Annotated in this window: 19 protein-coding genes and 1 tRNA gene; 18 read left to right on the top strand and 2 right to left on the bottom strand. The window is 58.8% G+C overall.

All coding sequences use genetic code 11. From position 1 onward, the window contains the following. Positions 1 to 30: 30 nt before the first annotated feature. Together GYN08_RS19855 and GYN08_RS19850 are read right to left on the bottom strand one after the other, a co-directional pair. On the bottom strand, positions 31 to 1,422 hold the full coding sequence (locus GYN08_RS19855) for an ATP-binding protein (RefSeq protein WP_166278146.1): 1,392 nt from the start codon (positions 1,420 to 1,422) through the stop codon (positions 31 to 33). Positions 1,423 to 1,748: 326 nt separating this feature from the next. Further along, positions 1,749 to 1,822 (bottom strand) — tRNA-Arg (locus tag GYN08_RS19850). Positions 1,823 to 2,049: 227 nt separating this feature from the next. On the opposite strand from GYN08_RS19850, the gene GYN08_RS19845 reads away from it, so the two are divergent. The 18 genes from GYN08_RS19845 to GYN08_RS19760 all read left to right on the top strand — a co-directional run bounded on the left by GYN08_RS19845 (position 2,050) and on the right by GYN08_RS19760 (position 25,510). After that, positions 2,050 to 2,967 carry a hypothetical protein gene (locus GYN08_RS19845; RefSeq protein ID WP_166278143.1) on the top strand — a complete coding sequence of 306 codons (918 nt, stop codon included), beginning with the start codon at positions 2,050 to 2,052 and terminating at the stop codon, positions 2,965 to 2,967. Positions 2,968 to 3,142: 175 nt separating this feature from the next. Next, complete coding sequence (gene tig, locus GYN08_RS19840; RefSeq protein ID WP_166278140.1) at positions 3,143 to 4,447, top strand: trigger factor; 1,305 nt, start codon at positions 3,143 to 3,145, stop codon at positions 4,445 to 4,447. Positions 4,448 to 4,694: 247 nt separating this feature from the next. Then, positions 4,695 to 5,285, top strand: coding sequence for an ATP-dependent Clp endopeptidase proteolytic subunit ClpP (gene clpP / locus GYN08_RS19835; protein ID WP_166278137.1), 591 nt, complete (start codon positions 4,695 to 4,697; stop codon positions 5,283 to 5,285). 19 nt (positions 5,286 to 5,304) lie between these two features. After that, complete coding sequence (clpX, locus tag GYN08_RS19830) at positions 5,305 to 6,561, top strand: ATP-dependent protease ATP-binding subunit ClpX (RefSeq protein WP_166278134.1); 1,257 nt, start codon at positions 5,305 to 5,307, stop codon at positions 6,559 to 6,561. Between the two features lie 157 nt (positions 6,562 to 6,718). After that, a complete protein-coding gene (ispG, locus tag GYN08_RS19825; protein ID WP_166278131.1) occupies positions 6,719 to 7,861 on the top strand; it encodes a flavodoxin-dependent (E)-4-hydroxy-3-methylbut-2-enyl-diphosphate synthase in 1,143 nt (380 codons plus the stop codon). Between the two features lie 174 nt (positions 7,862 to 8,035). Then, positions 8,036 to 10,399 carry an endopeptidase La gene (gene lon, locus GYN08_RS19820; protein ID WP_166278128.1) on the top strand — a complete coding sequence of 788 codons (2,364 nt, stop codon included), beginning with the start codon at positions 8,036 to 8,038 and terminating at the stop codon, positions 10,397 to 10,399. Between the two features lie 79 nt (positions 10,400 to 10,478). Beyond that, complete coding sequence (gene yihA / locus GYN08_RS19815; protein WP_166278126.1) at positions 10,479 to 11,150, top strand: ribosome biogenesis GTP-binding protein YihA/YsxC; 672 nt, start codon at positions 10,479 to 10,481, stop codon at positions 11,148 to 11,150. A 169-nt stretch (positions 11,151 to 11,319) separates the two neighbouring features. Next, entirely contained in the window at positions 11,320 to 11,907 is a 588-nt protein-coding gene (locus GYN08_RS19810) for a non-ribosomal peptide synthetase module (RefSeq protein WP_166278123.1), read from the top strand. A 140-nt stretch (positions 11,908 to 12,047) separates the two neighbouring features. Further along, positions 12,048 to 13,403 carry a glutamyl-tRNA reductase gene (gene hemA, locus GYN08_RS19805; RefSeq protein WP_166278120.1) on the top strand — a complete coding sequence of 452 codons (1,356 nt, stop codon included), beginning with the start codon at positions 12,048 to 12,050 and terminating at the stop codon, positions 13,401 to 13,403. A 13-nt stretch (positions 13,404 to 13,416) separates the two neighbouring features. Next, the gene (locus GYN08_RS19800) at positions 13,417 to 14,244 is read left to right on the top strand and encodes a cytochrome c biogenesis protein CcsA (protein WP_166278117.1); all 828 of its coding nucleotides are present in this window, start codon (positions 13,417 to 13,419) and stop codon (positions 14,242 to 14,244) included. Between the two features lie 7 nt (positions 14,245 to 14,251). Beyond that, positions 14,252 to 14,899 carry a precorrin-2 dehydrogenase/sirohydrochlorin ferrochelatase family protein gene (locus GYN08_RS19795; RefSeq protein ID WP_166278114.1) on the top strand — a complete coding sequence of 216 codons (648 nt, stop codon included), beginning with the start codon at positions 14,252 to 14,254 and terminating at the stop codon, positions 14,897 to 14,899. A gap of 5 nt (positions 14,900 to 14,904) precedes the next feature. Next, on the top strand, positions 14,905 to 15,837 hold the full coding sequence (gene hemC / locus GYN08_RS19790) for a hydroxymethylbilane synthase (RefSeq protein ID WP_166278111.1): 933 nt from the start codon (positions 14,905 to 14,907) through the stop codon (positions 15,835 to 15,837). Positions 15,838 to 15,841: 4 nt separating this feature from the next. Beyond that, positions 15,842 to 17,404, top strand: coding sequence for a uroporphyrinogen-III C-methyltransferase (cobA, locus tag GYN08_RS19785; RefSeq protein ID WP_166278108.1), 1,563 nt, complete (start codon positions 15,842 to 15,844; stop codon positions 17,402 to 17,404). Positions 17,405 to 17,597: 193 nt separating this feature from the next. Then, the gene (gene hemB / locus GYN08_RS19780) at positions 17,598 to 18,605 is read left to right on the top strand and encodes a porphobilinogen synthase (protein ID WP_166278105.1); all 1,008 of its coding nucleotides are present in this window, start codon (positions 17,598 to 17,600) and stop codon (positions 18,603 to 18,605) included. Positions 18,606 to 18,784: 179 nt separating this feature from the next. Then, positions 18,785 to 20,086, top strand: coding sequence for a glutamate-1-semialdehyde 2,1-aminomutase (hemL, locus tag GYN08_RS19775; protein ID WP_166278102.1), 1,302 nt, complete (start codon positions 18,785 to 18,787; stop codon positions 20,084 to 20,086). Next, complete coding sequence (locus GYN08_RS19770) at positions 20,086 to 20,973, top strand: RluA family pseudouridine synthase (protein WP_166278099.1); 888 nt, start codon at positions 20,086 to 20,088, stop codon at positions 20,971 to 20,973. The genes hemL and GYN08_RS19770 overlap by 1 nt, the downstream gene beginning before the upstream one ends. Before the next feature lie 481 nt (positions 20,974 to 21,454). Continuing rightward, entirely contained in the window at positions 21,455 to 24,124 is a 2,670-nt protein-coding gene (locus tag GYN08_RS19765; protein ID WP_166278096.1) for a valine--tRNA ligase, read from the top strand. Between the two features lie 12 nt (positions 24,125 to 24,136). After that, the gene (locus GYN08_RS19760) at positions 24,137 to 25,510 is read left to right on the top strand and encodes a bifunctional folylpolyglutamate synthase/dihydrofolate synthase (RefSeq protein ID WP_166278093.1); all 1,374 of its coding nucleotides are present in this window, start codon (positions 24,137 to 24,139) and stop codon (positions 25,508 to 25,510) included. The last annotated feature ends 8 nt before the right edge of the window (positions 25,511 to 25,518 follow it).

Genomic DNA, 25,518 nt, shown 5'->3' with positions numbered 1-25,518 from the left:
GTTCTCCTCTCGGGGATGTCGGCTGCAGAATCAAATCCGTCTTCCGTATTTGGCGAGAAAAGCTTCGACTTCGTTGTAAACGCCCGACTGGTTGGCGTACTTGACGTAATTTTTGACGGTGCGCAGCCATTCCAGCGTCGACGGCCGGGCATCCCGCAGCTCCGCCTCGAAGTCGTCCATCGTAATCGGACGCTCGCGTCCGGTTTCCAGGATGTCCCCGATCGCGCGCTCCGCCGCGCGTTCGCATAAATTTTCGATGTCCGCGCCGGAGAACAGATCCGTCCGGGACGATAAGAGAGCGTAGTCGATCGAATCGACGTAGCGGCCTTCGAGCTTCAAGCGAAACATCTGCTCGCGGGCCTGCTCGTCGGGCGGCGCGACAAAGACCAGGCGATCGAATCGTCCCGGACGCTTGAGCGCGTTGTCGACATCCCACGGCATGTTGGTCGCGCCGAGGATCAGCACCTGATCGGTATTCGTGTCGAGGCCTTCCATTTCGGTCAGGAACGTATCGCTGACGCCGCGCATGCTGGAGGAAGATCGGCTGCGGTTATAGCCCAGCGTATCGACTTCGTCGAAAAACATGATGCTGGGCTTCTGCTGCCGCGCCTTGTCGAACAAATCTTTCAGATTGCGTTCGCTGACGCCGATGTACGGGTCCAAGATGTCGGTAACGCTGACCGGAATGAAGTTTGCGCCGCATTCGCCGGCCGTCGCCCGGGCGATAAACGTCTTGCCGCAGCCCGGAGGGCCGTACAGAAGCACTCCGCCGCCGGATTTTTTGCGGAATTTCGAGAACAGCCCCTGATTCTGGAAGGGACTGATGATTCGGATCCGGATCGTCTTCTTAAGCTCTTCGAGTCCCGCCACGTCTTCGAAGCGGATCACGTTCGCCTGCGGCGAAGCCGCGGCAGGGGTACGGCCGCCGTCGACGACCTGCAGCCCGGCTCGCGCGGCCGAGGAGCGCGAAGACGGGGAGATGACGGATTCTTCGTCCGTGCCTTCGCTCGTCGGATCGTCCGATTCTTCGTCCAATGTAAGTTTCTTGAAGCCGTCTTCCCCGTGGTCGGCATCGTGCTCGCGGATTCGAGGCGTCAGGCCGGGATTCGTCTCTTTCGCGGTTTCTTCGTTTTCCGGCGGCAGCTTCGCCGCGCCGCTCGGCGGCGCCTGACTTGCCTCGGAAGGAAGATCATCCTTAGGGGCGGCCGAACCGCCCTGCAGCGCTCGGCTTGCGCGCGTCAGCGCCTCAAGCAGCGCCATGCGTTCCGATTCGTCGCGGCATACGGCGAGACCTTCTCCGTACGCGCGCAGCGCTTCGGCGTAATGGCCGGCGCGCTCCAATTCCTCGCCCAGCCAATAGCGGGTCTCGGCGTCTTCCGGATGCAGCAGCGCCATTCTCTTTGTCCATTCCAATCGCTTCATTATTAGGGCAATCTCCTTTTCGTCGGCGCGCGGATGTTTCCGCCGCCGTTTCGTACACGATTCCGTCGGCGCGTCGCTCGTCATCGAGCCGAGGGCTGTTCAAATTATAGCAAGCCGGACGGCAGGACGCACAATGGGTCTGCAGTCTGCAAAAGGGAGGGATGGGTCTGCAAAGCGGCCGGAAACGTATGACGGGCGGGCATAAAAGGCGGAGTTAACGGGACGTTCGACGCAGTCATACGGATCGGCGAAGATGCGGGGCGAAGAGAAATTAAAAGGGCGAGAACGAAAAAAAAGCTCTCCCGAAGGGAGAGCTTTGCCTTTTACGTCCCAGGAGGGATTCGAACCCCCGACCGTGCGCTTAGAAGGCGCATGCTCTATCCAACTGAGCTACTGGGACAAAAAGTGAAAACAGAACAGAAATTAATATATCATAAAGAAGAGGTTCTTGCAAGCTTATTGGCAAAAAAAATATCTTTTGCTCCGAGCGGTTCGCTTTTTCGCGCATCCTTACATCTAAATGCAGCGAGTGGGCGGTTTGCTCCGGCTTATGCTATAATTTAGCCTCACGATCATCTTGAGAGCGGAAGCTGGCCTGCGGGAAAGGAGGGTTGACCTATCGACAACATGCGAAAGAAAGGCAAGGCGGACGTCGTGCTGCTGCCCAACACGCTCGATCACTATCAAGAGCGGGTAACCCGGATGCTGGAGACCGAGCGCTACGGAGAAGCCATGGAAACGTTGGAATTTTTGCTGGGCTGCGAAGGACAGGACGAACGCAGACGCCAGGAGTGGAATACGCTGTTGGAGTGGCTGCGAGTCGCTTTTCCGGGCGGTGCCCGGGACGCTTACGGCAACGAGGCGGTGCTGGCGGGCGAAGAACCGGAAGACGAAGCGCAGGCGCTTCGCCGGCGGACGATGGAGAAGCAGCGGGAAGACGCCGGTTACGAACGCGAACTGCTGAGTCGGGCGATCGGAGAGCCGCTGACGGAGCGGGGGCAGATAGCGCTGGAGCAGTTGGCCTACCTGGAAAATCCGGAAACGGACCTTGAGATCATAAGATGGCTGGAATCGGCGGAGCTTCATCCGCTGCTTCAATTCCGCGTGCTGCAGACGCTGCGGCGAAGAGGGGCTTCCGGCACGGTTCGGCTGCCGAGAGGCGGGGCGACGCTGGAATTGGAGATCGAGCGCACTCCGTCGTCGCCGGACGATTTTCCGCCGGCCGCCGCCGACGTGCTGGAAAGGGTGGCCGCGCAGACGGACAACGGCGATCCCTCGACGTTTTATTTTGCGCGCGAGCTGTGGATCCAGTTTCTGATGTCGGCTTACGGAACGTCGGATTACGATTCGCTCGTCCGCGGCGAAGAGAACGAATTGGATGCCTGGGCCGCGGCGCTGCATGCGCATGCGTCCGAGACGCTGGAAGGCGGCGGGCGGGCGGAAGAAATCCGCGAAGCTTACGGCATTACGGGCGAACTGCGCTTCCGCTTCGAGCGGGCGGAACGATCGCTCCGAGCCTTTTCCCGGAGAAGCGGAGGAAGGTAGGCGGACGGGAAACGGTTACTTTTTCAGGCGCGTACCGGCCGACTTGGCGCCCCGTTCCGGTTGACGCTTGAAATCCACGGGGAATTTGGTTATGATGGAATGGTTATTGCGAACGTGAAAGCAGTATGTTAAATTCACTTATCTGATAGCTAATCGTTGGAGGGGAATACTTAATATGAAAGCAAGTTGGGAAAAAACGGAAAAGAACCTTGGCGTTCTTGAAGTCGAAGTTGAAGCGGAACGCGTCGCGTCCGCGCTCGATAAAGCATTCCAAAAAGTCGTAAAGCAGGCCAGCGTTCCGGGCTTCCGCAAAGGCAAAGTGCCGCGGTCGATCTTCGAAGCGCGCTTCGGCGTGGAAAGCCTGTACAACGACGCGATCGACATTCTGCTGCCGGAAGCTTACAGCGAAGCGGTAGAAGAAGCGGGGATCTTCCCGGTCGACCGTCCGGAAATCGACATCGAGCAGTTCGGCAAAGGCCAAGCGCTGAAGTTCAAAGCGAAAGTAACCGTTAAGCCGGAAGTGAAGCTGGGCGAATACAAAGGCGTGGAAGTGCCTGTATCCGAAGTCAGCGTAACGGACGAAGAAATCGCCTCCGAGCTGGAGCGTCTGCAGAGCCGTCACGCCGAGCTGATCGTCGTGGACGAAGAAGCTGCGGCTAACGGCGACGTCGTATCCATCGACTTCGACGGATACGTAGGCGACGAAGCGTTCGAAGGCGGCAAAGCCGAGAACTACTCGCTCGAACTGGGATCGGGTTCGTTCATCCCGGGCTTCGAAGAGCAGGTTGTGGGCATGTCCACGGGCGACTCCAAGGACGTTAACGTAACGTTCCCTGAAGCTTACCATGCTGCCGAACTGGCCGGCAAAGAAGCGGTCTTCAAAGTGAAGCTGCACGAAATCAAACGCAAACAGCTTCCTGAGCTGGACGACGAGTTCGCCAAAGACGTAAGCGAATTCGAGACGCTGGACGAGTACAAGGAAGATCTGAAGAAACAAATCGCGGACCGCAAACAGCGCGAGAGCGACGCGGCGCGCGAAGGCGCGGTTGTCGAAGCGGTATCGGCGAACGCGGAAGTCGAAATTCCGGAAGCTATGGTGGAGAGCGAAGTCGAGAACATGATGCGCGACTTCGACAACCGTCTTCGCCAGCAGGGCATGAACCTGGAAATGTACACGAGCTTCTCCGGCCAAACGGCCGAAGACCTGCGCGGACAGATGAAGTCCGACGCCGAAAAGCGCGTGCGCAACAACCTGGTGCTCGAAGCGATCGCGAAGGAAGAGAGCATCTCCGCTTCCGAAGAGGACGTCGAAAAAGAGCTTCAGTCGATGGCTGACATGTACAAGCGCAGCGTGGATGAGATCCGCAGCATTCTGGGTGCCAACGGTTCGCTGGCAAGCCTGAACGACGAGATCACCCTGCGCAAAACGATCGAGTTCCTGCTTGAAAACAGCAAGGAAGTCGCGGCTTCGGCCGAGTAAGCGGAATAAGTCAATAGCTTGACTTGCATAGGCAAGGCACGTATGATCTTATGCGTGCCTTGTTCTTTTGTTTAGAAACTGTAAAAAGAAGGTTTTTTTATCTCTTTCCGGTTTCAAGGCGATTTCTCGCCTCCGAAAAATGACATCGGCATTTGAAAATGGTAAACTAGAAGCGTAGGATAAAAGCAAGGCCGATTTCGGCCGCTTATCCTCCAGACAATGTCCCTACGAAAGCGAGGTTGATCGCATGAGTTTAGTCCCTACAGTTGTTGAATCGACAAGCCGCGGCGAGCGCTCTTACGACATTTATTCGAGACTGCTCAAGGACCGGATCATTCTGCTTGGCGATGCGATCGACGATCACGTAGCCAACCTGGTTATCGCGCAGCTGCTGTTCCTGGCGGCCGAAGATCCCGAGAAGGATATCTACTTGTACATTAACTCGCCTGGTGGTTCTGTAACTGCGGGCATGGGTATATATGATACAATGCAATACATTAAGCCGGATGTATCCACGATCTGCGTCGGTATGGCGGCAAGCATGGGATCTCTTCTGCTGACGGCCGGAGCGCCGGGCAAGCGCTTCGCGCTTCCGAACAGCGAAGTCATGATTCACCAACCGCTCGGCGGAGTCAGCGGCCAGGCGTCGGATATTTTGATCCATACGGACTGGATCATCAAGACGAAGCAGAAGCTGAATAAGATTTACGTGGATACGACAGGTCAGCCCCTTGAGAAAATCGAGCGGGACACGGACCGCGACTTCTTCATGAGCGCCGAAGAAGCAAAGTCTTACGGACTGATCGATAAGGTTCTCGAGCGACCGATTAATTCTTAAACCTCGAAGGGGTGGTTAGATGTTTAAATTCAATGAAGAAAAAGGTCAGCTGAAGTGCTCCTTCTGCGGCAAAACGCAGGAGCAGGTACGCAAGCTGGTTGCCGGACCCGGCGTATACATCTGTGACGAGTGCATCGAGCTGTGCACGGAGATCGTGGAAGAGGAACTGGGCCACGAAGAAGAAGTGGATTTGAAGGATATTCCGAAGCCTCAGGAAATCCGCGCGATTCTCGACCAGTATGTCATCGGTCAGGATCAGGCGAAAAAGTCGCTGTCCGTTGCGGTGTATAACCACTACAAACGGATCAATGCACAGAGCAAATCGGAAGACGTCGAGCTGCAGAAGAGCAACATTATGCTGATCGGTCCTACCGGTTCGGGTAAAACGCTGCTCGCGCAGACGATGGCCCGCATTCTTAACGTACCGTTCGCGATCGCGGACGCCACTTCCCTGACGGAAGCCGGCTATGTAGGCGAAGACGTCGAAAATATTTTGCTCAAGCTGATTCAAGCAGCCGATTATGATGTGGAAAAAGCCGAACGCGGCATTATCTATATCGACGAAATCGACAAAGTGGCGCGCAAATCGGAGAACCCTTCGATCACGCGCGACGTATCGGGCGAAGGCGTGCAGCAGGCGCTGCTGAAAATCCTCGAAGGCACGGTTGCTTCCGTTCCTCCGCAGGGCGGACGCAAGCACCCGCATCAAGAATTCATTCAGATCGATACGACCAACATCCTGTTCATCTGCGGCGGCGCCTTCGACGGCCTGGAGCAGCTGATCAAACGCCGTATCGGCAAAAAAGTGATCGGCTTCAATGCGGAAGGCGAAGGCCAACGCGAATTGAAAGCCGGCGAGTACCTGATGATGGCTCTGCCGGAAGACCTGCTGAAGTTCGGTCTCATTCCGGAATTCGTAGGCCGTCTGCCGGTCATCTCCACTCTGGCTCCGCTGGACGAAGAGACGCTCGTTCGCATCCTGTCCGAGCCGAAAAACGCCCTGACCAAGCAGTATAAGAAACTGCTCGAGATGGACAACGTCAATCTTGTCTTCGAAGACGAAGCGCTTCGCGCGATCGCCGAAGAAGCGATCAAGCGCAATACCGGCGCCCGCGGTCTGAGAGCGATCATCGAAGGAATGATGCTCGACGTCATGTACGAAGTGCCTTCGCGCGACGACGTGACGGAATGCGTCATCACCGAGAAGGTCGTCAAAGAGAAGGTCGTTCCGGAATTGGAAGCAGGCAAAAACAAAAAACGGGAAGAGAGCGCCTAAGCGCTTCTCTTTCATGAAATAGGTCTCACGCCGAGCCGGTCAACCTACATGGTTTGGCCGGTTTGCTGTGAGTATGGGGAATTCACAGGACTGAAATCCGCACTTCGCGTCCCTGGCGGACGCTATCTTGCTTGTTCCGATTTGGAGGTCGAACGAAATGTATTTAAGACATCAGACACGGCCCGTAAAAGTGGGCAACCTGGTTATTGGCGGCAGCGATGAAGTGATCATTCAAAGCATGTGCACAACCAAGACGGCGGATGTCGAAGCGACGGTAGCCGAGATTCTTCGTCTCGAAGAAGCGGGCTGCCAGGTCGTTCGCGTCACCGTCAACAACGACGAAGCGGCGGATGCGATCAAGGAAATCAAAAAACGCATTCATATTCCTTTGGTTGCCGACATTCATTTCAATTACAAACTGGCGCTGAAGGCGATCGAGAACGGCATCGACAAAGTCCGCATTAATCCGGGCAACATCGGCAAGCGCGAAAAAGTAGAAGCCGTCGTCAAAGCGTGCAAAGAAAAAGGCATTCCGATCCGGATCGGCGTCAATGCCGGCTCGCTGGAGAACCACCTGCTTGAAAAATACGGCTACCCGACGGCCGACGCCATGGTCGAAAGCGCGCTGTTCCATATCGGCATTTTGGAAGAGCTCGATTTTCACGACATCATCGTTTCGCTGAAAGCGTCGGATGTGCCGATGGCGATCGAAGCTTACAGCAAAGCCGCGCAGGTTATTCCTTATCCGCTGCATCTCGGGATCACCGAAGCGGGCACGCTGCATGCCGGCACGATCAAGAGTTCGGCAGGCATCGGAGCGCTGCTGTCGATGGGCATCGGCTCCACCGTGCGCATCTCGCTCAGCGCTGACCCGGTCGAAGAAGTCAAGGTAGCGCGCGAGCTGCTCAAAACGTTCGGTCTGATCACGAACGCGGCGACGCTTGTCTCCTGTCCGACCTGCGGGCGTCTCGATATCGACCTGTTCTCGATCGCGAACGAAGTCGAGGAGTATATCTCCAAGATCAAAGTTCCGATCAAAGTATCGGTGCTGGGATGCGCCGTCAACGGGCCGGGGGAAGCGCGGGAAGCGGATATCGGGATTGCCGGCGCCCGGGGCGAAGGGCTGCTGTTCCGGTACGGAAAGATGATTCGCAAGGTGCCGGAAGCCGACATGGTCGAAGAACTGAAAAAGGAAATCGACGCGATCGTGGTAGCCTACGAGGCGACGGGCAAAATCCCGGGCCGCGAGGAACGCCATCAGCCGAACGCGTCGAAAGTCGAAGCGGAAGCCGCCCAGTAAGGCGCGGCGGAGCGGAAAATACAGGCGGCATGCGGGGAAGCCCGGCAGGCCGCCTTTTTTCGCCGCTGCCCGCTTCCCGTTTTGCGGGGCGCAGCGGCGATATGCTACACTTAACACACGCATAAACGCCGCATGCAGCACATGCGCGATAAGCCTTTTGGGGGTGTGAAAACGATGGGATTGAACAAACAGAAAAACCGCCGTTTTCCGTTGCTGCCTTTGCGGGGACTTCTCGTCTATCCGAGTATGGTGCTTCATCTGGATGTCGGACGGGAACGATCGGTCAAGGCGCTGGAAAAGGCGATGGTCGACGATCATTTGATTCTTCTCTGCTCGCAGTCCGAAGTGAATATCGAGGAACCGACGCAGGATGATATATTCCGAATCGGAACGGTTGCCAAAGTCAGACAAATGCTTAAGCTGCCGAACGGGACGATCCGCGTGTTGGTCGAAGGACTGGAACGGGCCGAAGTATTGGAATATATCGAGGAAACCGGGGATTTTTACGAAGTATACGCCCGCGAACTGCCGGAGCCGGATACGGAAGACCCGGAAGTCGATGCGCTGATGCGCACCGTCCTGACCCAGTTCGAGCATTATATCAATCTGTCCAAAAAGGTAACGCCGGAAACGCTGGCTGCCGTGTCGGATATCGACGAACCCGGACGGCTGGCGGACGTCATCACGAGCCATCTTCCGGTGAAAATCAAGGACAAGCAGGCGATTTTGGAGACTGTGGAACTCCGTTCCCGTCTGGAGAAGCTGCTGGATCTGCTGAACAACGAGCGGGAAGTGCTGGAACTGGAACGGAAAATCGGCCAGCGCGTCAAAAAGCAGATGGAAAAAACGCAGAAGGAGTATTACCTGCGCGAACAAATGAAGGCGATTCAAAAAGAACTCGGCGAGAAAGAAGGCCACGCCGGCGAAGTCGAGGAGCTGCGGGAGCAGCTCGAAAACGGAGAGTTCCCGGAAAAAGTTCACGAGCGGATCAAAAAGGAGATTGACCGGCTGGAGCGGATGCCGACCAGCGCGGCGGAAGGCAGCATCATTCGCGGCTACGTGGACTGGCTGCTGGCGCTGCCTTGGAGCCGGGAGACCGAGGATGTGCTGGATATCGCCCGGGCCGAGAAGGTGCTCGACGAAGACCATTACGGCCTCGAGAAGCCGAAGGAGCGCGTGCTGGAGTACTTGGCGGTGCAGCAGCTCGTCAAAAAACTGAAAGGGCCCATTCTGTGCCTCGTAGGACCTCCCGGCGTCGGCAAAACGTCGTTGGCCCGTTCGATCGCCCGATCGCTGGGCCGCGAATTCGTACGCGTCTCGCTCGGCGGCGTGCGCGACGAAGCGGAAATTCGCGGTCACCGGCGGACTTACGTGGGTGCCATGCCGGGCCGCATTCTGCAGGGGATGCGCACGGCGGGCAGTTCCAATCCGGTATTTCTGCTCGACGAAATCGACAAAATGGCGTCGGATTTCCGCGGGGACCCGTCGGCTGCGCTGCTTGAAGTGCTCGATCCCGAACAAAACAATACGTTCAGCGACCACTTCGTCGAAATTCCTTACGATCTGTCCAAGGTCATGTTCGTGACGACGGCCAATATGCTTCAGGGCATTCCGAGACCGCTGCTCGACCGGATGGAAGTGCTGAACATTCCGGGTTACACGGAACTGGAAAAGCTGGAGATCGCCAAGCGTTATCTGCTGCCGAAGCAGAAGCGCGAGCACGGGCTGAACGAAGATCAGCTGGATCTGCCGGAAGAAGGACTGCTCCAGATCATTCGCGAATACACGCGGGAATCCGGCGTGCGGAATCTGGAACAGCAGGTCGCTTCGATCTGCCGCAAAGCGGCCAAGACCATCGTTTCCGGCAAAAGCGAGCGCATCGAGGTGACGAAAGATTCCTTGAAGGAATATCTCGGCAGCCCGAGATTCCGCTACGGCCTTGCCGAAGCGGAGGATCAGGTGGGAAGCGCGACGGGACTTGCCTGGACGGAAGTGGGAGGCGAGACGCTGACGATCGAAGTCAGCGTGCTGCCGGGCACCGGGAAGCTGACGCTGACCGGCAAGCTGGGCGACGTGATGAAAGAATCCGCTCAAGCGGCGTTCAGCTATACCCGTTCCCGGGCCGAACAGTTGGGGATCGACGGCCAGTTTTACGAGAAAAACGACGTGCATATTCATATTCCGGAAGGGGCCGTGCCGAAAGACGGACCGTCGGCCGGAATCACGCTGGCGACCGCGCTGATCTCGGCGCTTACCGGCCGCGCCGTATCCAAAGACGTGGCGATGACGGGCGAAGTCACGCTGCGCGGACGCGTGCTGCCGATCGGCGGGCTGAAGGAGAAGTCGCTTGCGGCCCATCGTGCGGGGTACAAAAAAGTGCTGCTGCCGGCGGAAAACGAGCGCGACCTGCGGGATATTCCGGACAGCGTGAAGGAAGCGGTGCGATTCGTGCCGGTATCGCATATGGACCAGGTTCTGGAACATGCGCTGGCTGCGGAAGCGGCCGGGCTGCCGGAGATTCACGCGGAGACTCATTAAACCAAGAAGTTACGAGGATAAGCGAAGGCGATCCGCCAACGGATCGTCTTCGCGCGGTCCGAGAGAGGAAATTTCAATCATGAATGTAACAAGTTCCGAATTCAAGATCAGTGCCGTGGGACCGGCGCAGTATCCGCAGGACGGTCTGCCGGAAATCGCGCTGGCGGGTCGCTCCAATGTCGGCAAGTCGTCGCTGATCAATCGCATGCTGCGGCGCAAAAATCTGGCGCGGACCAGTTCCGTTCCGGGCAAAACGCAGCATATGAACTATTATCTGGTCAATCAATCGTTCTTTTTCGTGGACTTTCCGGGCTACGGCTTTGCCAAAGTCTCGAAGCAGCAGCGGGAAGTCTGGGGACAGATGATCGAGCGCTATATGCTGGAGCGGGAGACGCTGAAGCTTGTCCTGATGGTCGTCGATCTGCGCCATCCGCCGAGCAAAGACGATATCATGATGTACGAATGGCTGACCCACTACGATCGTCCGATCTGCGTCGTGACGACCAAAGCCGACAAAGTGCCGAAGACCCGTTGGCCGAAGCACGCCAAGATTATCAAGCAGGATCTGGGCATGCGTCCCGGCGATCCGTTCGTCATGTTCTCTTCGGAAAACGATATGGGCAAAGAGGAACTTTGGACGATCGTCGAAAGCTATCTGGGCGAATTGAAGACGCTGGACGAGCGCGCGGCGGAAGCGGAAACGAACGCCGAAGCCGAGGGTCCGGCCGCGGAAGAAGAAACGGCCGAATAAAGCAGGAATAAGGCGCAACAAGGAATAAAACGCTTTCAAAAACGGTTTCAGCCGCGTGATACGCGCGGATTTGAGCAGTGGACGGCTCCGGCAGCGGAGCCGTCTTTTGGCGTAAAGCGGGTATAATAGGGATAAGCTTACCTATCCTGAGGAATCGAGGAGATCCGCTATGGCGCAGAGATTAGCTACGGAATTCGTCAACGCCCGTTTACTGCTGCCGGAAAGCCAGATGTCGAAATTTATGCAGCATATTCAAGATCCGCGCATCCGTTACCGGGTGCGGGTGCTCGAGAGCGGAAGCCGCGAGATCGTGCTGGAAGACGAAAGCGGAGAAGAAGTGAATCTGCCGTTCGATCGGCGGCGCAACCTGTTCGTGTGCGAGCTTTCTTTTCGTCTTGTCAATCCGCGCCTCACCCATATGATCCGCAGATTGTTCGTCGCGTTCAGAGGGGACGGCATGGTAAGAAGAATATATCCCGGCTTCGTTATGCTCGATTTCTATGCGGAAGGCTCGGTTCGCCGAATCATCGAATTGACGCCCGGAGCCAGCCGGCTGGTGTTCGAACACCGCGATCAGGTACCCGAACTTGAATATCGCTTCGGATCGACCGATATTGAGAGGGAGATCGAAAATATCAGGATGCGGGTCGACCTGCTGCTCGACCGCAGGCATGCGTCTTTGAACCCGGAAGAAATCGAACGCATCGACAAGATGTTACGCAGGGAGTCGAGACGTTTATTTATACTGGAGGCTTGAACAAGTCTTTTAGCTTCGCTAAACATTCATAAACATTTCATTTAATTTGCCGAAATGGCCGAGAACGTTGTGATATACTTTATATAGTTTGTAGGACGTAATTATTCAGCAGCAATCCCAGATCAGGCGGTGAACTTGTTATGCACATCATGGTAGTCGGGTTGAATTACCGGACGGCTCCAGTCGACATCAGAGAACGGTTTGCCATTGCGGAACAGGACCTTCCGGAGGCGCTCTATCGGCTGAAAGAAACGAAAAGCGTTCTCGAAGGCGTAATCGTAGGCACCTGCAACCGGACCGAATTGTACGTCGTGGTGGACCGGCTGCACATGTGCGCTTTTTATATCCGCAATTTCATGGAGCAGTGGTTCGGTATTCCCAAAGCCGATTTTACCCAGCATTTATATATGCACGAAGACGAAGACGCCGTCGAACACTTGATGAAGGTCGTCTGCGGACTGGATTCGATGGTGCTCGGCGAAACTCAAATTCTCGGCCAGGTTAAGCAGGCGTTTCTGACCGCTCAGGCGGAGAAAGCGACCGGGACCTGGTTCAACATGCTTTTCAAGCAGGCGGTAACGCTGGGCAAGCGTGCCCATTCGGAGACTTCGATCGGCGAAAACGCCGTTTCGGTCAGCTATGCGGCGATCGAACTCGGCAAGCGCATTTTCGGTATGTTTACGGACAAAAAGGTGCTGATTCTCGGCGCCGGCAAAATGAGCGAACTGACGGTCAAGCATCTGTATGCCAGCGGCGCGGCCCAGGTAATCGTGGCCAACCGGACGCTCGAGAAAGCGCGCGAGCTGGCCGGCCGATTCAACGGCGTCTCCTGCACGCTGGAAGAAGGCGTGGCGATGCTCGGCGAAGTCGATATCGTCATCAGCTCTACGGGGTCTTCCGACTATGTGCTGACGCGCGAGCAAGTGAAAAACCTGTCGGCGGCGCGCCGTTCGCGTCCGCTGTTCATGATCGACATCGCCGTGCCGCGCAATATCGATCCGACGGTGGCCGAGCTGCCGGGCATCTTCCTGTACGATATCGACGACCTGGAAGGCATCGTGGAGAGCAATATGGAGCTCCGCCGCGCCGAAGCGGTCAAGATCGAGCGGATGATCGCCCAGGAATCGGACAACTTTTACGGCTGGCTGAAAACGCTGGGCGTGCGTCCGGTCATCCGCGCGCTGCAGGACAAAGCGACCGACATTCACCAAGAAACGCTCGACAGTCTTTTCAACAAGCTGCCGGAGCTGGACGAGCGCCAGCGCAAAGTCATCGGCCGGTTGATGAAAAGCGTCGCCAACCAGATGATGCACGATCCGATCAACCGGGTCAAGGAAATGGCGGCGGAGCGGGACGGCGCGGAAGCCGTCGAAATGTTCACGAAAATTTTCGCGCTCGAGTCCAGGTTGGAAGAAACCGAAGCGGCCGAGTCTCGGGAAGCGGTAAAAACGACTGCGGGCAGTCCGGCTTTCAGTCTGCGTCCGGCAGTCCTTTAGGTGGGTGAACGGCATGCTGCTGCTTGCGAGTTTGATTGAACTGATGATCTACATTTATGCCCTGAGCCTTCTGTTCTATTTCTCCGATTGCGTAAGCCGCAGCGTGAGATCCCGGCGGATCGGCGCAGGGCTTCTTGGCGTCACGGCGCTGCTGCAGTTTTCCGTAATAGCGGTGCGCATCGTGCTGGAAGGCCGGGTGCCGATTTTTTCCGTTTACGATTTTCTGTTTCTGTTCATCTTCGTGCTGACGTCGGCCGGGTTCGGATTGGCGCTGACGCAGAAGGCGGAGTTCGTCGTGCTGCTGCTGGGGATCGTCGGCTTCACAGCCAGCGTGCTGAACGAGTTCTGGTTCCCGGTCGGCCAGCATGCGGAGCATATCGGGTACACGCAGAAGCTGCTGCTGATTCTGCACGTCGTGCTGGCGAACTTGAGCCTTGTGGCGCTTACGATTGCGGCCGTGTTCGGCATTTTGTACTTGTTTCTGTATGCGATGCTTAAGCGGAAAAAGTGGAACGACATGATCCGGCGCCTGCCGAGCCTGGAACAGACGGAGCGTTGGGCGCATGTATCCGTGCTGACGGGTACGCCGCTGCTCATCGTGTCGCTGCTGGTCGCTTTTCTGCTGATCGTGGCGCAGCGTCGCTGGGAAATGCTGCTCGATGTCAAAGGGATTACGACGTTTGCGGCGCTGGCGGTATACGGGTTGTATTTTTTATTGAAGCGGACGAGCAAGTATTCGGGCTTTTCGATTGCCAAATGGACGCTGGCCGGCTATGCGCTCGTAATCATCAACCTGCTGAGCAACGCATTTTCCGAGTATCACAAGTGGAACGGGGGCTGAGCGGGTAATGACAGAGTATATGCCGATCATGCTGGACGTTCGGGACATGCGGGTATTGGTCGTCGGCGGGGGCCGGATCGCGGGCCGCAAGGCGAGACAGCTCGCCGAAGCGGGCGCCGACATTACGCTGATCAGTCCCGAAGCCGAGCCCGAAATACGGGAGCTCGAAGCGGCGGGAACGCTGCGATGGTTAAGGCGGGAAGCGTCCGAAGAAGACGTCGACGGCTACCGCATCGTATACGCGGCCAGCGGAGACGAAACGCTGAACGAGAGGATCGCGGAAGCGGCTCGCCGTCAAGGGGCGCTCGTCAATGCGGCCAGCCGCGCGCAGGCGGGGAATTTTATTCATCCGGCCGTGCTGCGCCGGGGAAGGCTGATCGTGACGGCTTCGACGTCGGGCGCCGGACCGTCCGCCGCATCCGCGCTGATTCGGGAACTCGACGAACGTTTCGGCGACGAATACGAAACGTACGCCGAGTTCCTTTATTTTATGCGCAAAAAAGTCAGGGAGACGGTGATCGAGCCGGAAACCCGGCATCGTTTGATGCGAAAATTGGCGGAAACCGATATACTGGACCAGATTAGACAAGATACATTCGTGCCGTGGAGCGAAACGGAAGCCGCCGCATGGATCGAGAGAGAGCGGGAGGAATAACGGGGATGCGTACAATTGTAGTAGGATCGAGACAGAGCGCGCTGGCTCTGACCCAGACGAATCAGGTCATCGCGGCTTTGGAGAAGCTGGCCGGCGAACTGAGCCTGGACGTTTGTTTCGAAGTGAAGAAAATCGTAACCAAAGGCGATCGGATTCTCGACGTGACGCTGTCGAAAGTCGGCGGCAAAGGATTGTTCGTGAAGGAGATCGAGCAGGCGCTTCTCGAAGGCGAGATCGATATGGCGGTGCACAGCATGAAGGATATGCCGTCGGCTCTGCCGGAAGGCCTGGTCAACGGAGCCGTGCCGCTGCGGCAGGATCCGCGCGACTGCCTGATTTCGCGGGAAGGCGTCGATCTGGACGGCCTGCCGCAGGGAGCGAAGGTCGGCACGAGCAGCCTGCGGCGTTCCAGCCAGCTGCTGGCCTACCGGCCGGACCTTAAAGTGGAATGGATTCGCGGCAATATCGATTCGCGGATACGCAAGCTGGAAACCGAGGGTTTCGACGCGATTCTGCTGGCGGCCGCCGGCTTGAAGCGAATGGGTTGGGAAGACCGGATTACGTCCTATCTTCCGGTCGAAGTATGCCTGCCGGCCGTCGGTCAGGGCGCATTGGGGATCGAATGCCGCGAGAACGACGCCGAGCTGCTTGAACTGTTGGGACGCTACCAGGACGAGGAGACGGCGCTGACCGTGGCGGCGGAACGTTCGCTGCTGGCTTCGCTGAACGGCGGCTGTCAAGTGCCGATCGGAGCTTACGCCGTGCTGGGCGACGATAAGAGAACCGTTCGCCTCACGGGACTTGTCGGGAAGCCGGACGGAAGTCTGCTGCTCAAAGAATCGTCAGCCGGAACCGATCCGGAGGCGCTGGGCCGCGAGGTTGCGCGGCTGCTGGCGGATAAGGGCGCGAACGAGATTCTTGAACAGGCGAGGGGCTGAGCGAATGACGAAAGGGAAAGTATATTTGGTCGGAGCGGGCCCCGGCGACGCGAAGCTGATTACGCTGAAAGGGCTCGAATGCATCAAAAAGGCGGACGTGGTCGTGTACGACCGTCTGGCGAGTCCCCGGCTGCTGCGGCAGATGAAGCCCGGCGCCCGCAAAATCTACGTGGGCAAACGGACGGAACGCCATACGATGAAGCAGGAAGACATCAATAAGCTGTTGGTCGAGCTGGCGCTCGAAGGCCATGTGGTCGTCCGGCTTAAGGGCGGAGATCCGACCGTGTTCGGCCGCGTGGGGGAAGAAGCGGAAGAGCTGCGTCAGCACGGCATCGAATACGAGATCGTTCCGGGCATCACGTCTTCCATCGCCGTTCCGGCTTACGCGGGCATTCCCGTAACGCACCGGAATCTGGCTTCGTCGTTCTCCGTCATTACGGGGCACGAGAACCCGGAAAAGCTCGATAAGATGATCAAATGGGACAAGGTCACGCATGCGACCGGGACCCTCGTTTTCATGATGGGCGTGGCGCAGATCGGGCACATCTCGGCACAGCTGCTGAAGCACGGCCGGCCGGCTTCCACGCCGGTCGCGTTGGTTCGCTGGGGCACCCGCGCCGAGCAGGAAACGCTGATCGGCACGCTGGCGGATATCGCGGACAAGGTGGCGGAGCGCGATTTCAAGCCGCCGGCCGTCATCGTGGTCGGCGACGTCGTCGGTCAGCGCGAACGTCTGCACTGGGCCGAACAGATGCCGCTGTTCGGAAAGCGGATCCTCGTTACGAGATCGCGCAGCCAGGCGAGCGAACTGGTGGACCGGATCGAGGAACTCGGCGGCGAGCCGTACGAGTTCCCGGTGATCGAAACGATCATGCCGGAAAGCGAGGAAAAGTTGGCGGCGATCCGCGAAGCGTTTGCGCGCATCGAAAGCTATGAATGGGTGTTTTTCACCAGCGTCAACGGCGTGGAATATTTTTTCCGGCACCTGGATCATTCGGGAAGGGACGTCCGCTGCCTGCATCGGGCCCGCATTGCGGCCGTCGGTCCGGCTACGATCGAAGCGCTGCGCCAGCGCGGGATCCGCAGCGAAGCGCCGCCGGAGAAGTTCGATGCCGAAGGCATGATCGACGCTTACGGGGAACAGCTGCTGCCGGGGCAGCGCGCGCTGCTGCCCAGAGGCGACCTTGCGCGCAGTTGGCTGCCCGGGACGCTGCGCGAGCGCGGTCTGGAAGTCACGGAGCTCGATACGTACGAGACGGTATTGACCGGCGAAGACGACGAAGAGCTGCTCGATCTGCTGCAGGACGGAAAAGTCCATGCCGTCACCTTCACCAGCTCGTCGACCGTGCGCAACCTGCTCGCGGTGCTGAAAAGAATGAAGGTGGAGAACGCGGCAGAGCTTCTGAACCGTTCGGCGATCGCCTGCATCGGTCCGCAGACGGCGAAGACGGCCGAGGAAGCCGGCTTGAACGTCGGCATACTCGCGGAAGAAGCGACGATCGAAGGCCTGGTGGCCGCGCTTTGCGCATGGAAAGCGGAGACGGACGGCGGAGAAACGGGTATTTAAAAGAAGCGGCGTCTTAAGGTCGCCGATCCGAAGCCGCTCTTTCGAGCAGAAGACGAAGGAGCGGAATACATCAAAAATTCAGCATAATCGATGAAGCGCATGCGGCCGGAACCTCTCGCGAAGAGGGGCCGGCCGGATTTTTGCCGGGACGAACGTTCCGGCCCAATCCCTATTCGAAAAGGAGTCCTGTATCATGGCATTTCCGACCGTTAGACACCGCCGTCTGCGCCGCACCGCGGCGCTGCGCAGCATGGTGCGCGAGACCGCGATCAGCGCGGACGACTTTATCATGCCGATCTTCGTCACTTACGGAGAAGGCGTCAAGACCGAAATCAGCTCGATGCCGGGCGTCTATAACCTCTCGATCGACATGTTGAAAGCCGAAGTGGACGAGATTGCCGGCCTGGGCATCAAAGCGGTTCTTCTGTTCGGCATTCCGGAAACGAAAGACAGCGTAGGCACGGGCGCATACGCATCGGACGGCATCGTTCAGCAGGCGACCCGCAAAATCAAGGAATGGTACCCGGACCTTCTGGTCGTGGCCGATACCTGCCTGTGCGAATTCACCGATCACGGCCACTGCGGCATGGTTCACACGTTCGAACGCGACGGCCACGTGCACGGCGACGTGCTGAACGACGAGTCGTTGGAACTGCTTGTGCGCGCTGCCGTGTCCCAAGCCGAAGCCGGCGCGGACATCATCGCGCCGTCGAACATGATGGACGGTTACGTCCAGGCGATCCGGGAAGGGCTCGACGCCGCCGGCTACGAACAAATTCCGATCATGGCCTATTCGGTCAAGTATGCCTCTGCGTTCTACGGTCCGTTCCGCGAAGCCGCCGATTCGGCGCCGCAGTTCGGCGACCGCAAGACGTATCAGATGGACCCGGCCAACGCGCTGGAAGCGATCCGCGAGGCGGAGAGCGACGTGCTTGAAGGCGCGGACATGCTGATGGTCAAGCCGGCTCTGGCCTATATGGATATTATCCGCACGATCAAAAACGAATTCGATCTGCCGCTCGTGGCCTACAACGTCAGCGGCGAATATTCGATGGTCAAAGCGGCTGCAGGCAACGGCTGGATCAGCGAAAAAGGTATCGTGATGGAGATGCTGACGGGCTTGAAGCGCGCGGGAGCGGACATTATCATCACCTACCATGCCAAAGACGCGGCACGCTGGCTGCGCGAAGAACGGAACTGATTCTGGAAGAGGAACTTTCGAAACAAGCGGAATAAGAGACGCGCGGGCGTAACGAAGAGCCTGCGCGCGGCAGATCCCCGGGGGCACCGAAGAGCCGCCCGGGCCAAGCGGCGGGCAGGCGGAAAGCCTTCCTGGCGGCGTTTCCGGCCGCCCGCCGATAAATCCGAAGGAGTGATCCCATGAGCGAATCCGTATCCAAGCGCGTCGATACCCGTTCGAGCGCCGCTTTCGAAGAAGCGAAACAATATATCCCGGGCGGCGTCAACAGCCCCGTACGGGCATTCAAATCGGTCGGCTTGACGCCGGTCTACATCGAGCGGGGCGAAGGCTGCCGCGTGTACGATATCGACGGCAACGTCTTTATCGACTACGTAGGCTCCTGGGGACCGCTGATCATGGGCCACGCGCATCCGGACGTGGTGCGCGCCCTGCAGGAAACGGCGGCCAAAGGCACAAGTTTCGGCGCGCCGACGCTGCTGGAGACCGAGATGGCGAAGCTCGTCGCCGAGCGGGTGCCGTCGGTGGACATCGTGCGCATGGTCAACTCCGGCACGGAGGCGACCTTGAGCGCGATTCGCCTGGCGCGCGGCGTGACCAAACGCGACAAAATCCTGAAATTCGAAGGCTCGTACCACGGCCACAGCGACAGTCTGCTGATCAAGGCGGGATCGGGCGTGGCGACGCTCGGCCTGCCGGACAGCCCGGGCGTGCCGGAAGCGGTGGCGACGAATACGATTACCGTCCCTTATAACGATCTCGACTCGGTGCGGCTGGCATTCGACAAGTTCGGCGAGCAGATCGCCTGCATCATCGTCGAACCCGTCGCAGGCAATATGGGCGTCGTCCCTCCGCAGCCCGGCTTCCTGGAAGGCCTGCGCGAAGTGACGGAGCGCCACGGCAGCATCCTGATCTTCGACGAAGTCATGACGGGCTTCCGCGTCGGCTTGAACAGCGCGCAGGGACGCTTCGGCGTGACTCCGGATCTCACCTGCTTCGGCAAGGTCATCGGAGGCGGCCTTCCGGTCGGCGCTTACGGGGGCAAACGCGAAATTATGGAGCAGGTCGCGCCGAGCGGCCCGATCTACCAGGCCGGCACGCTGAGCGGCAACCCGCTGGCGATGGCGGCCGGCTATACGACGCTGAAGCTGCTGACGCCGGCCGTGTACGACCGGTTGGAAGAAGCGGGCGCCCGTCTGCAGGCGGGCTTCGAGAAGAATGCCAAGGAAGCCGGCATTCCGGTCACGATCAACCGCGTCGGCTCGATGGTCTGCCCGTTCTTCGCGGAAGGGCCGGTAGTCAATTACGACACGGCCAAGAACAGCGATCTGGACCTGTTCCGCCGCTATTTCGCGGCGATGATCGACCGCGGCGTCAGCGTGGCGCCTTCGCAGTTCGAAGGAATGTTCGTCTCCGGCGTACACAGCGACGAAGATATCGACGCCACGATCGAAGCGCACCGCGGCGCGCTGCTGTCGCTCTGATGGCGCGTTCCTGGACGCGCCGCGGCGAGTGGATCGAGACGGCGCTGCCCGCGGAAGCCGCGGCTGCCGGGCCGGAACTTCTGGCCGCCGCGGCGCTCGGCGTGCCGGACAAGCTCGCCCGCCGGCTGCTGCACGCGGGCGAAGTGCAGGTCCGGGGCGGCCGCGCACGGCTGCGGCTGCGCCCGGACGAAGCCCTCGGCTTCGAGCCCCTCTGGACCGAAGAGGGGCTCGAAGCGCTGTACGAGGACGACTTCTGCTTAGTCGTCCATAAACCCGCCGGGATGCCGGTGCATCCCGACGGCGGCGCGCGGCGCCTGACGCTGGCGAACGCCGTCGCCGCGCACTACCAGATGCACGGCGAAGCCTGCGCCGTGCATCACGTGCACCGGCTGGACGAATACACGTCCGGGCCGGTGCTGTACGCCAAAGGCGAGTTCGCGCGGTCGGCGATGGACGCGCGGATGCGCGAGAAGGCGATCGGCCGCGCGTACGTCGCGGTCGTCCAAGGCAAAGTCCCGCCGTCCCTGCGCGTCGTCGACGCGCCGATCGGACGCGACCGCCATCATAAGAGCCGCCGCCGGGTATCCCCCGGCGGCCAGGAGGCGCTGACCCGAGTCGAACTGCTCGAGACGCTTGCGGGAGACCGGGCCAGCCTGGTCCGGCTGACGCTGGAGACCGGCCGCACGCATCAGATCCGCGTGCATATGGCTCATGCGGGACATCCGCTGATCGGCGACGTCCTGTACGGCGGACCGCCCGACGCCTTGAACCGGCAGGCGCTGCACGGCGAAAGGCTCGAATTCGTGCATCCTTTCAGCGGAGAACGGATCGAAGCCGCCGACCCGCTGCCGGACGATATGCGTTCGCTGCTTAACCGTCTGACATGACATGGCAAGTTCCGCGAAGAATCATTGACGAGCGCGGACGCTCAAGGTATGATAAAGGATATTCACGCAACTTTAAAATCAAAGACGTAGAACGGGAAGAGTAGGCGGCAGCCCCTTCAGAGAGCGGAATCCAGAGGCTGGAAGATTCCGTAGGACATGCGCTGGCCGAAGTCGCCCGGGAGTCGTTTTCCTGAATATCGCCCGGCGTTCGCAATCGGATGGCCGTCGAAGCTAGGGAGGACCGGTTTACGGCCGTTACCCGTACGAGTGCCGCAGCAGGGCTGCCGATTTTTTCGGCGAATGCTGATAAGCGTGCTGATTTTCCTCCGGAAGCGTCCTGATCAGGACACCGAATTTCCTGCGGAAAACGGCTGGCTGCGGAACAAAGGTGGTACCGCGAAAGCAAGTCCTTTCGTCCTTTGCGACGAAGGGCTTTTTTTATTGCCTTTTAACTTGAACACATTAACGGGAGGGCTGTCCGATGTCGGATATTCAAAGCAACGAAAATCAAACCTCTCTGCCGACGACTTACGATCCGAAGTCCGCGGAGCAGAAATGGTACACATACTGGATGGAGAACGGATTCTTCAAAGCCGGCCGCGTGCCGGAAGCGAAGCCGTATACCATCGTCATCCCGCCGCCGAACGTCACGGGCGTGCTGCACATCGGCCACGCGCTGGACTTCACGCTGCAGGATATCCTGATCCGCGCCAAGCGCATGCAGGGCTACGACGCGCTGTGGCTGCCGGGAACGGATCACGCGGGCATCGCCACGCAGGCCAAGGTGGAACAGAAGCTGCGCGAAGAAGGCGTGAGCCGCTATGATCTGGGGCGCGAGAAATTCCTGGAGAAAGCGTGGGAATGGAAACATACTTATGCCGCGAACATTCAGTCGCAGTGGGCGAAAATGGGTCTGTCGCTCGATTATTCGCGCGAACGCTTCACGCTGGACGAAGGGCTGTCGGACGCGGTCAAGGAAGTGTTCGTCAAGCTGTACGAGAAAGACCTGATCTACCGCGGTAAGCGTATCATCAACTGGGACCCGGCCGCCCGCACCGCGCTGTCGGATATCGAAGTCGAATACAAGGAAACGCAGGGTCACCTGTATCACCTGAAATATCCGCTGAAGGACGGAAGCGGCTCCATCACGGTCGCGACGACCCGGCCGGAAACGATGCTGGGCGATACGGCCGTAGCCGTTCACCCGGAAGACGAACGCTACGCGGACATGGTCGGCAAGATGCTCGTACTGCCGATCATCGGCCGCGAGATTCCGGTCATCGCCGACGAATACGTCGAAAAAGACTTCGGCAGCGGCGCGGTCAAGATCACGCCGGCGCACGATCCGAACGACTTCGAAGTAGGCCTTCGCCACGATCTGCCGCAGATCAACGTGATGGACGAAGGCGGCACGATGAACGAGGAAGCGGGCATTTATGCCGGTCTCGACCGCGCGGACTGCCGCAAAAAGATCGTCGCCGATCTGAAGGAACAGGGCGTGTTGGTCGGCATCGAAGATCACGTGCACCAGGTCGGCCACAGCGAGCGGACCGGAGCGGTGGTCGAGCCTTACCTGTCCACGCAATGGTTCGTCAAAATGCAGCCGCTGGCCGAACGGGCCATCAACGCGCAAAATTCGGAAAACGGCGTAAACTTCGTGCCGGAGCGTTTCGAAAAAACGTATCTGCACTGGATCGAAAATATCCGCGACTGGTGTATCTCCCGTCAGCTGTGGTGGGGACACCGTATTCCGGCCTGGCACTGCGACGAGACCGGCGAAGTATTCGTCGCGAAAACGGAAGAAGAAGCGCGCAAGCTTGCCGGCCGCGACGACCTGAGACAGGACGAGGACGTGCTCGATACGTGGTTCAGTTCCGCGCTGTGGCCGTTCTCCACGCTGGGTTGGCCGGAGCGGACGGAAGACCTGAAGCGCTATTACCCGACCGACGTGCTCGTGACGGGCTACGACATTATCTACTTCTGGGTTGCCCGGATGATCTTTACCGCGCTCGAATTTACCGATCAGGTTCCGTTCAAGGACGTGCTGATGCACGGCCTCGTCCGCGACAGCGAAGGACGCAAGATGTCCAAGTCGCTCGGCAACGGCGTCGATCCGCTCGAAGTTATCGACCAATACGGCGCGGATGCCATGCGTTTCATGCTGTCCACGGGCATTACGCCGGGACAGGATCTGCGTTTCCGCTTCGAACGCGTCGAGCAGATCCGCAACTTCGCGAACAAGATTTGGAATGCTTCGCGTTTCGCGCTGATGAATCTGGAAGGATTCAAATACGAACAGATCGACATTACCGGCGAACTGACGACGGCGGACCGCTGGATTCTGCACCGCATGAACGAGACGGCGCGCGACATTACGCGCTTGATGGATTCCTACGAATTCGGGGAAACCGGCCGTCTGCTCTACAACTTCATCTGGGACGATCTGTGCGACTGGTACATCGAGTTCGCCAAGCTGTCGCTGTACGGGGAAGACGCCGCGGCGAAAGCCAAAACGCAGTCCGTTCTCGCTTACGTGCTCGACCGCACGATGCGCATGATTCACCCGTTCATGCCGTTCATTTCCGAGGAGATCTGGCAGCATCTGCCGCACGAAGGCGAGACGATCACGCTGGCCCAGTGGCCGACGTACGACGAATCGCTCGAGAACGCGGCAGCCGCGCGCGAAATGGAACTGCTGATGGAGATTATCCGCTCGGTCCGCAACATCCGCGCCGAAGTGAACGTTCCGATGAGCAAAAAGATCGAATTGAACGTCAAAGCGACGTCGCCGGAAACGCTGGAGATTCTGACGGCGAACGAAGGCTACATCCGCCGCTTCTGCAATACGTCCGAATACGTCAGCGGGCTGGATTTGCAGGCGCCGGACAAAGCGATGACTTCGGTGATCACGGGCGCCGAGCTGTATCTGCCGCTTGCGGGCCTGATCGACATCGCCCAGGAAATCGCCCGTCTCGAAAAAGAAGTGAAGACGCTCAACTCCGAAGTGGAACGCGTCGACAAGAAGCTGTCCAATCCGGGCTTCACGTCGAAAGCGCCTGCGCACGTCATCGAAGAAGAGCGCGCCAAGCAGGCGGATTACTCCGACAAGCGAGACAAAGTATTGGCCCGCATCGCCGAGTTGAAAGGGTAAGGTGGGTCAGCGATGGACAACAACGACCGGGGCGTTTCGGCGCCCCTGACTTCTTATGCGGAAGCGGTGGATTGGATCAACGGACTTCTTCCGTTCGGCATCCGTCCCGGATTGGAACGAATCGAACAGCTGATGGAGAAGTTCGGCCATCCGCACCGCCGCCTCAAATTCGTTCACGTCGCGGGCACGAACGGCAAAGGTTCGACCTGCGCGTTTCTGACCAGCGCGCTTATTCATAACGGTTACGACGTAGGGACGTTCACGTCCCCCTACATCACGAAATTCACGAACCGGTTCCAGTACAACGGACAGGACATTCCGGAAGAGACGCTGCTGGAACTGTCCAATCGGCTGCGTCCCGTCGTGGAGGAAATGGCCGAGACCGAACTCGGCTCTCCGACCATGTTCGAAGTATCGACCGCGCTAGCGATTCTGTACTACGCCGACGTGTGTTTCCCCGACGTCGTCGTGTGGGAAACGGGTCTCGGAGGACGCATGGACGTGACGAACATCGTCAATCCGGTGCTTTCGATCATCACGAACGTAGGCCACGACCATATGGACATTCTCGGGGATACGCTGGAGAAGATCGCGGCCGAGAAAGCGGGCATCATCAAGCCGGGCGTTCCGGTCGTGACCGGCGTAAGCCAACCGGAAGCGCTGCAGGTGATCAAAGAGACGGCTCTGGCGCGCAAAAGCACCTGCTATGCGGCGGGCGAACAGTTTGCTTACGAAAAAACGAGCAGCGGCGAAGACGGTCAAAGCCTGCATTTCAAGGGGCCTTTCCGCGAATTCGACCTGTCTCTTTCGCTTCGCGGCGAATACCAGCTGGAGAACGCGGCGGGCGCTTTCATGGCGCTCGAAGTGCTGCGGCAGTACATGGCATTCCAGCTCGACGACGATAAGACGGCTGCCGGCTTCGGCGAAGCTTTTTGGGCGGGCCGGATGGAGCTTGTTCGCGAACAGCCGCGCATTTTGATGGACGGCGCGCACAACCCGGAAGGCGCTGCGGCGCTGGCGCAGAGCCTGCGTACCGGTTGGAAGTACGGCAGATTGGTGCTTATGATGGGCATGCTGTCCACCAAGAGCCACGAGGATTATTTCAAGTCGATTCTGCCGATAGTGGACGAACTTATCGTGACGGAACCGGACTTTCGCAAAAAAATGGACGCTTCGGCGCTTGCCGACATTGCGGAAGGGCTTCGCGGACAATACGCCAAGCCGGAACTTCGCATCGTCGTGCAGCCCGACTGGAAGACGGCTTTGGCCGCGTTTGAAGCTTCGATCGGGCCGGAGGACCTCGGGGTCGTCTCCGGGACGCTGTATCTGATTTCCGACGTGCGTGCGCAGCTGCTGCACCAGGCCGATTCTGAGAAAGGTTGGTGAAACACATT

It is taken from the genome of Saccharibacillus alkalitolerans (assembly GCF_011090185.1).
GTDB lineage: Bacteria > Bacillota > Bacilli > Paenibacillales > Paenibacillaceae > Saccharibacillus > Saccharibacillus alkalitolerans.
Note: the sequence above shows the minus strand (reverse complement) of the source record. Positions and strands in the feature narration are given on the sequence as shown.

Coding starts and splice junctions, on each gene's coding strand:
- GYN08_RS19855 (WP_166278146.1), bottom strand. CDS start 1,422: ATGAAGCGATTGGAATGGACAAAGAGAATGGCGCTGCTGCATCCGGAA.
- GYN08_RS19845 (WP_166278143.1), top strand. CDS start 2,050: ATGCGAAAGAAAGGCAAGGCGGACGTCGTGCTGCTGCCCAACACGCTC.
- tig (WP_166278140.1), top strand. CDS start 3,143: ATGAAAGCAAGTTGGGAAAAAACGGAAAAGAACCTTGGCGTTCTTGAA.
- clpP (WP_166278137.1), top strand. CDS start 4,695: ATGAGTTTAGTCCCTACAGTTGTTGAATCGACAAGCCGCGGCGAGCGC.
- clpX (WP_166278134.1), top strand. CDS start 5,305: ATGTTTAAATTCAATGAAGAAAAAGGTCAGCTGAAGTGCTCCTTCTGC.
- ispG (WP_166278131.1), top strand. CDS start 6,719: ATGTATTTAAGACATCAGACACGGCCCGTAAAAGTGGGCAACCTGGTT.
- lon (WP_166278128.1), top strand. CDS start 8,036: ATGGGATTGAACAAACAGAAAAACCGCCGTTTTCCGTTGCTGCCTTTG.
- yihA (WP_166278126.1), top strand. CDS start 10,479: ATGAATGTAACAAGTTCCGAATTCAAGATCAGTGCCGTGGGACCGGCG.
- GYN08_RS19810 (WP_166278123.1), top strand. CDS start 11,320: ATGGCGCAGAGATTAGCTACGGAATTCGTCAACGCCCGTTTACTGCTG.
- hemA (WP_166278120.1), top strand. CDS start 12,048: ATGCACATCATGGTAGTCGGGTTGAATTACCGGACGGCTCCAGTCGAC.
- GYN08_RS19800 (WP_166278117.1), top strand. CDS start 13,417: ATGCTGCTGCTTGCGAGTTTGATTGAACTGATGATCTACATTTATGCC.
- GYN08_RS19795 (WP_166278114.1), top strand. CDS start 14,252: ATGACAGAGTATATGCCGATCATGCTGGACGTTCGGGACATGCGGGTA.
- hemC (WP_166278111.1), top strand. CDS start 14,905: ATGCGTACAATTGTAGTAGGATCGAGACAGAGCGCGCTGGCTCTGACC.
- cobA (WP_166278108.1), top strand. CDS start 15,842: ATGACGAAAGGGAAAGTATATTTGGTCGGAGCGGGCCCCGGCGACGCG.
- hemB (WP_166278105.1), top strand. CDS start 17,598: ATGGCATTTCCGACCGTTAGACACCGCCGTCTGCGCCGCACCGCGGCG.
- hemL (WP_166278102.1), top strand. CDS start 18,785: ATGAGCGAATCCGTATCCAAGCGCGTCGATACCCGTTCGAGCGCCGCT.
- GYN08_RS19770 (WP_166278099.1), top strand. CDS start 20,086: ATGGCGCGTTCCTGGACGCGCCGCGGCGAGTGGATCGAGACGGCGCTG.
- GYN08_RS19765 (WP_166278096.1), top strand. CDS start 21,455: ATGTCGGATATTCAAAGCAACGAAAATCAAACCTCTCTGCCGACGACT.
- GYN08_RS19760 (WP_166278093.1), top strand. CDS start 24,137: ATGGACAACAACGACCGGGGCGTTTCGGCGCCCCTGACTTCTTATGCG.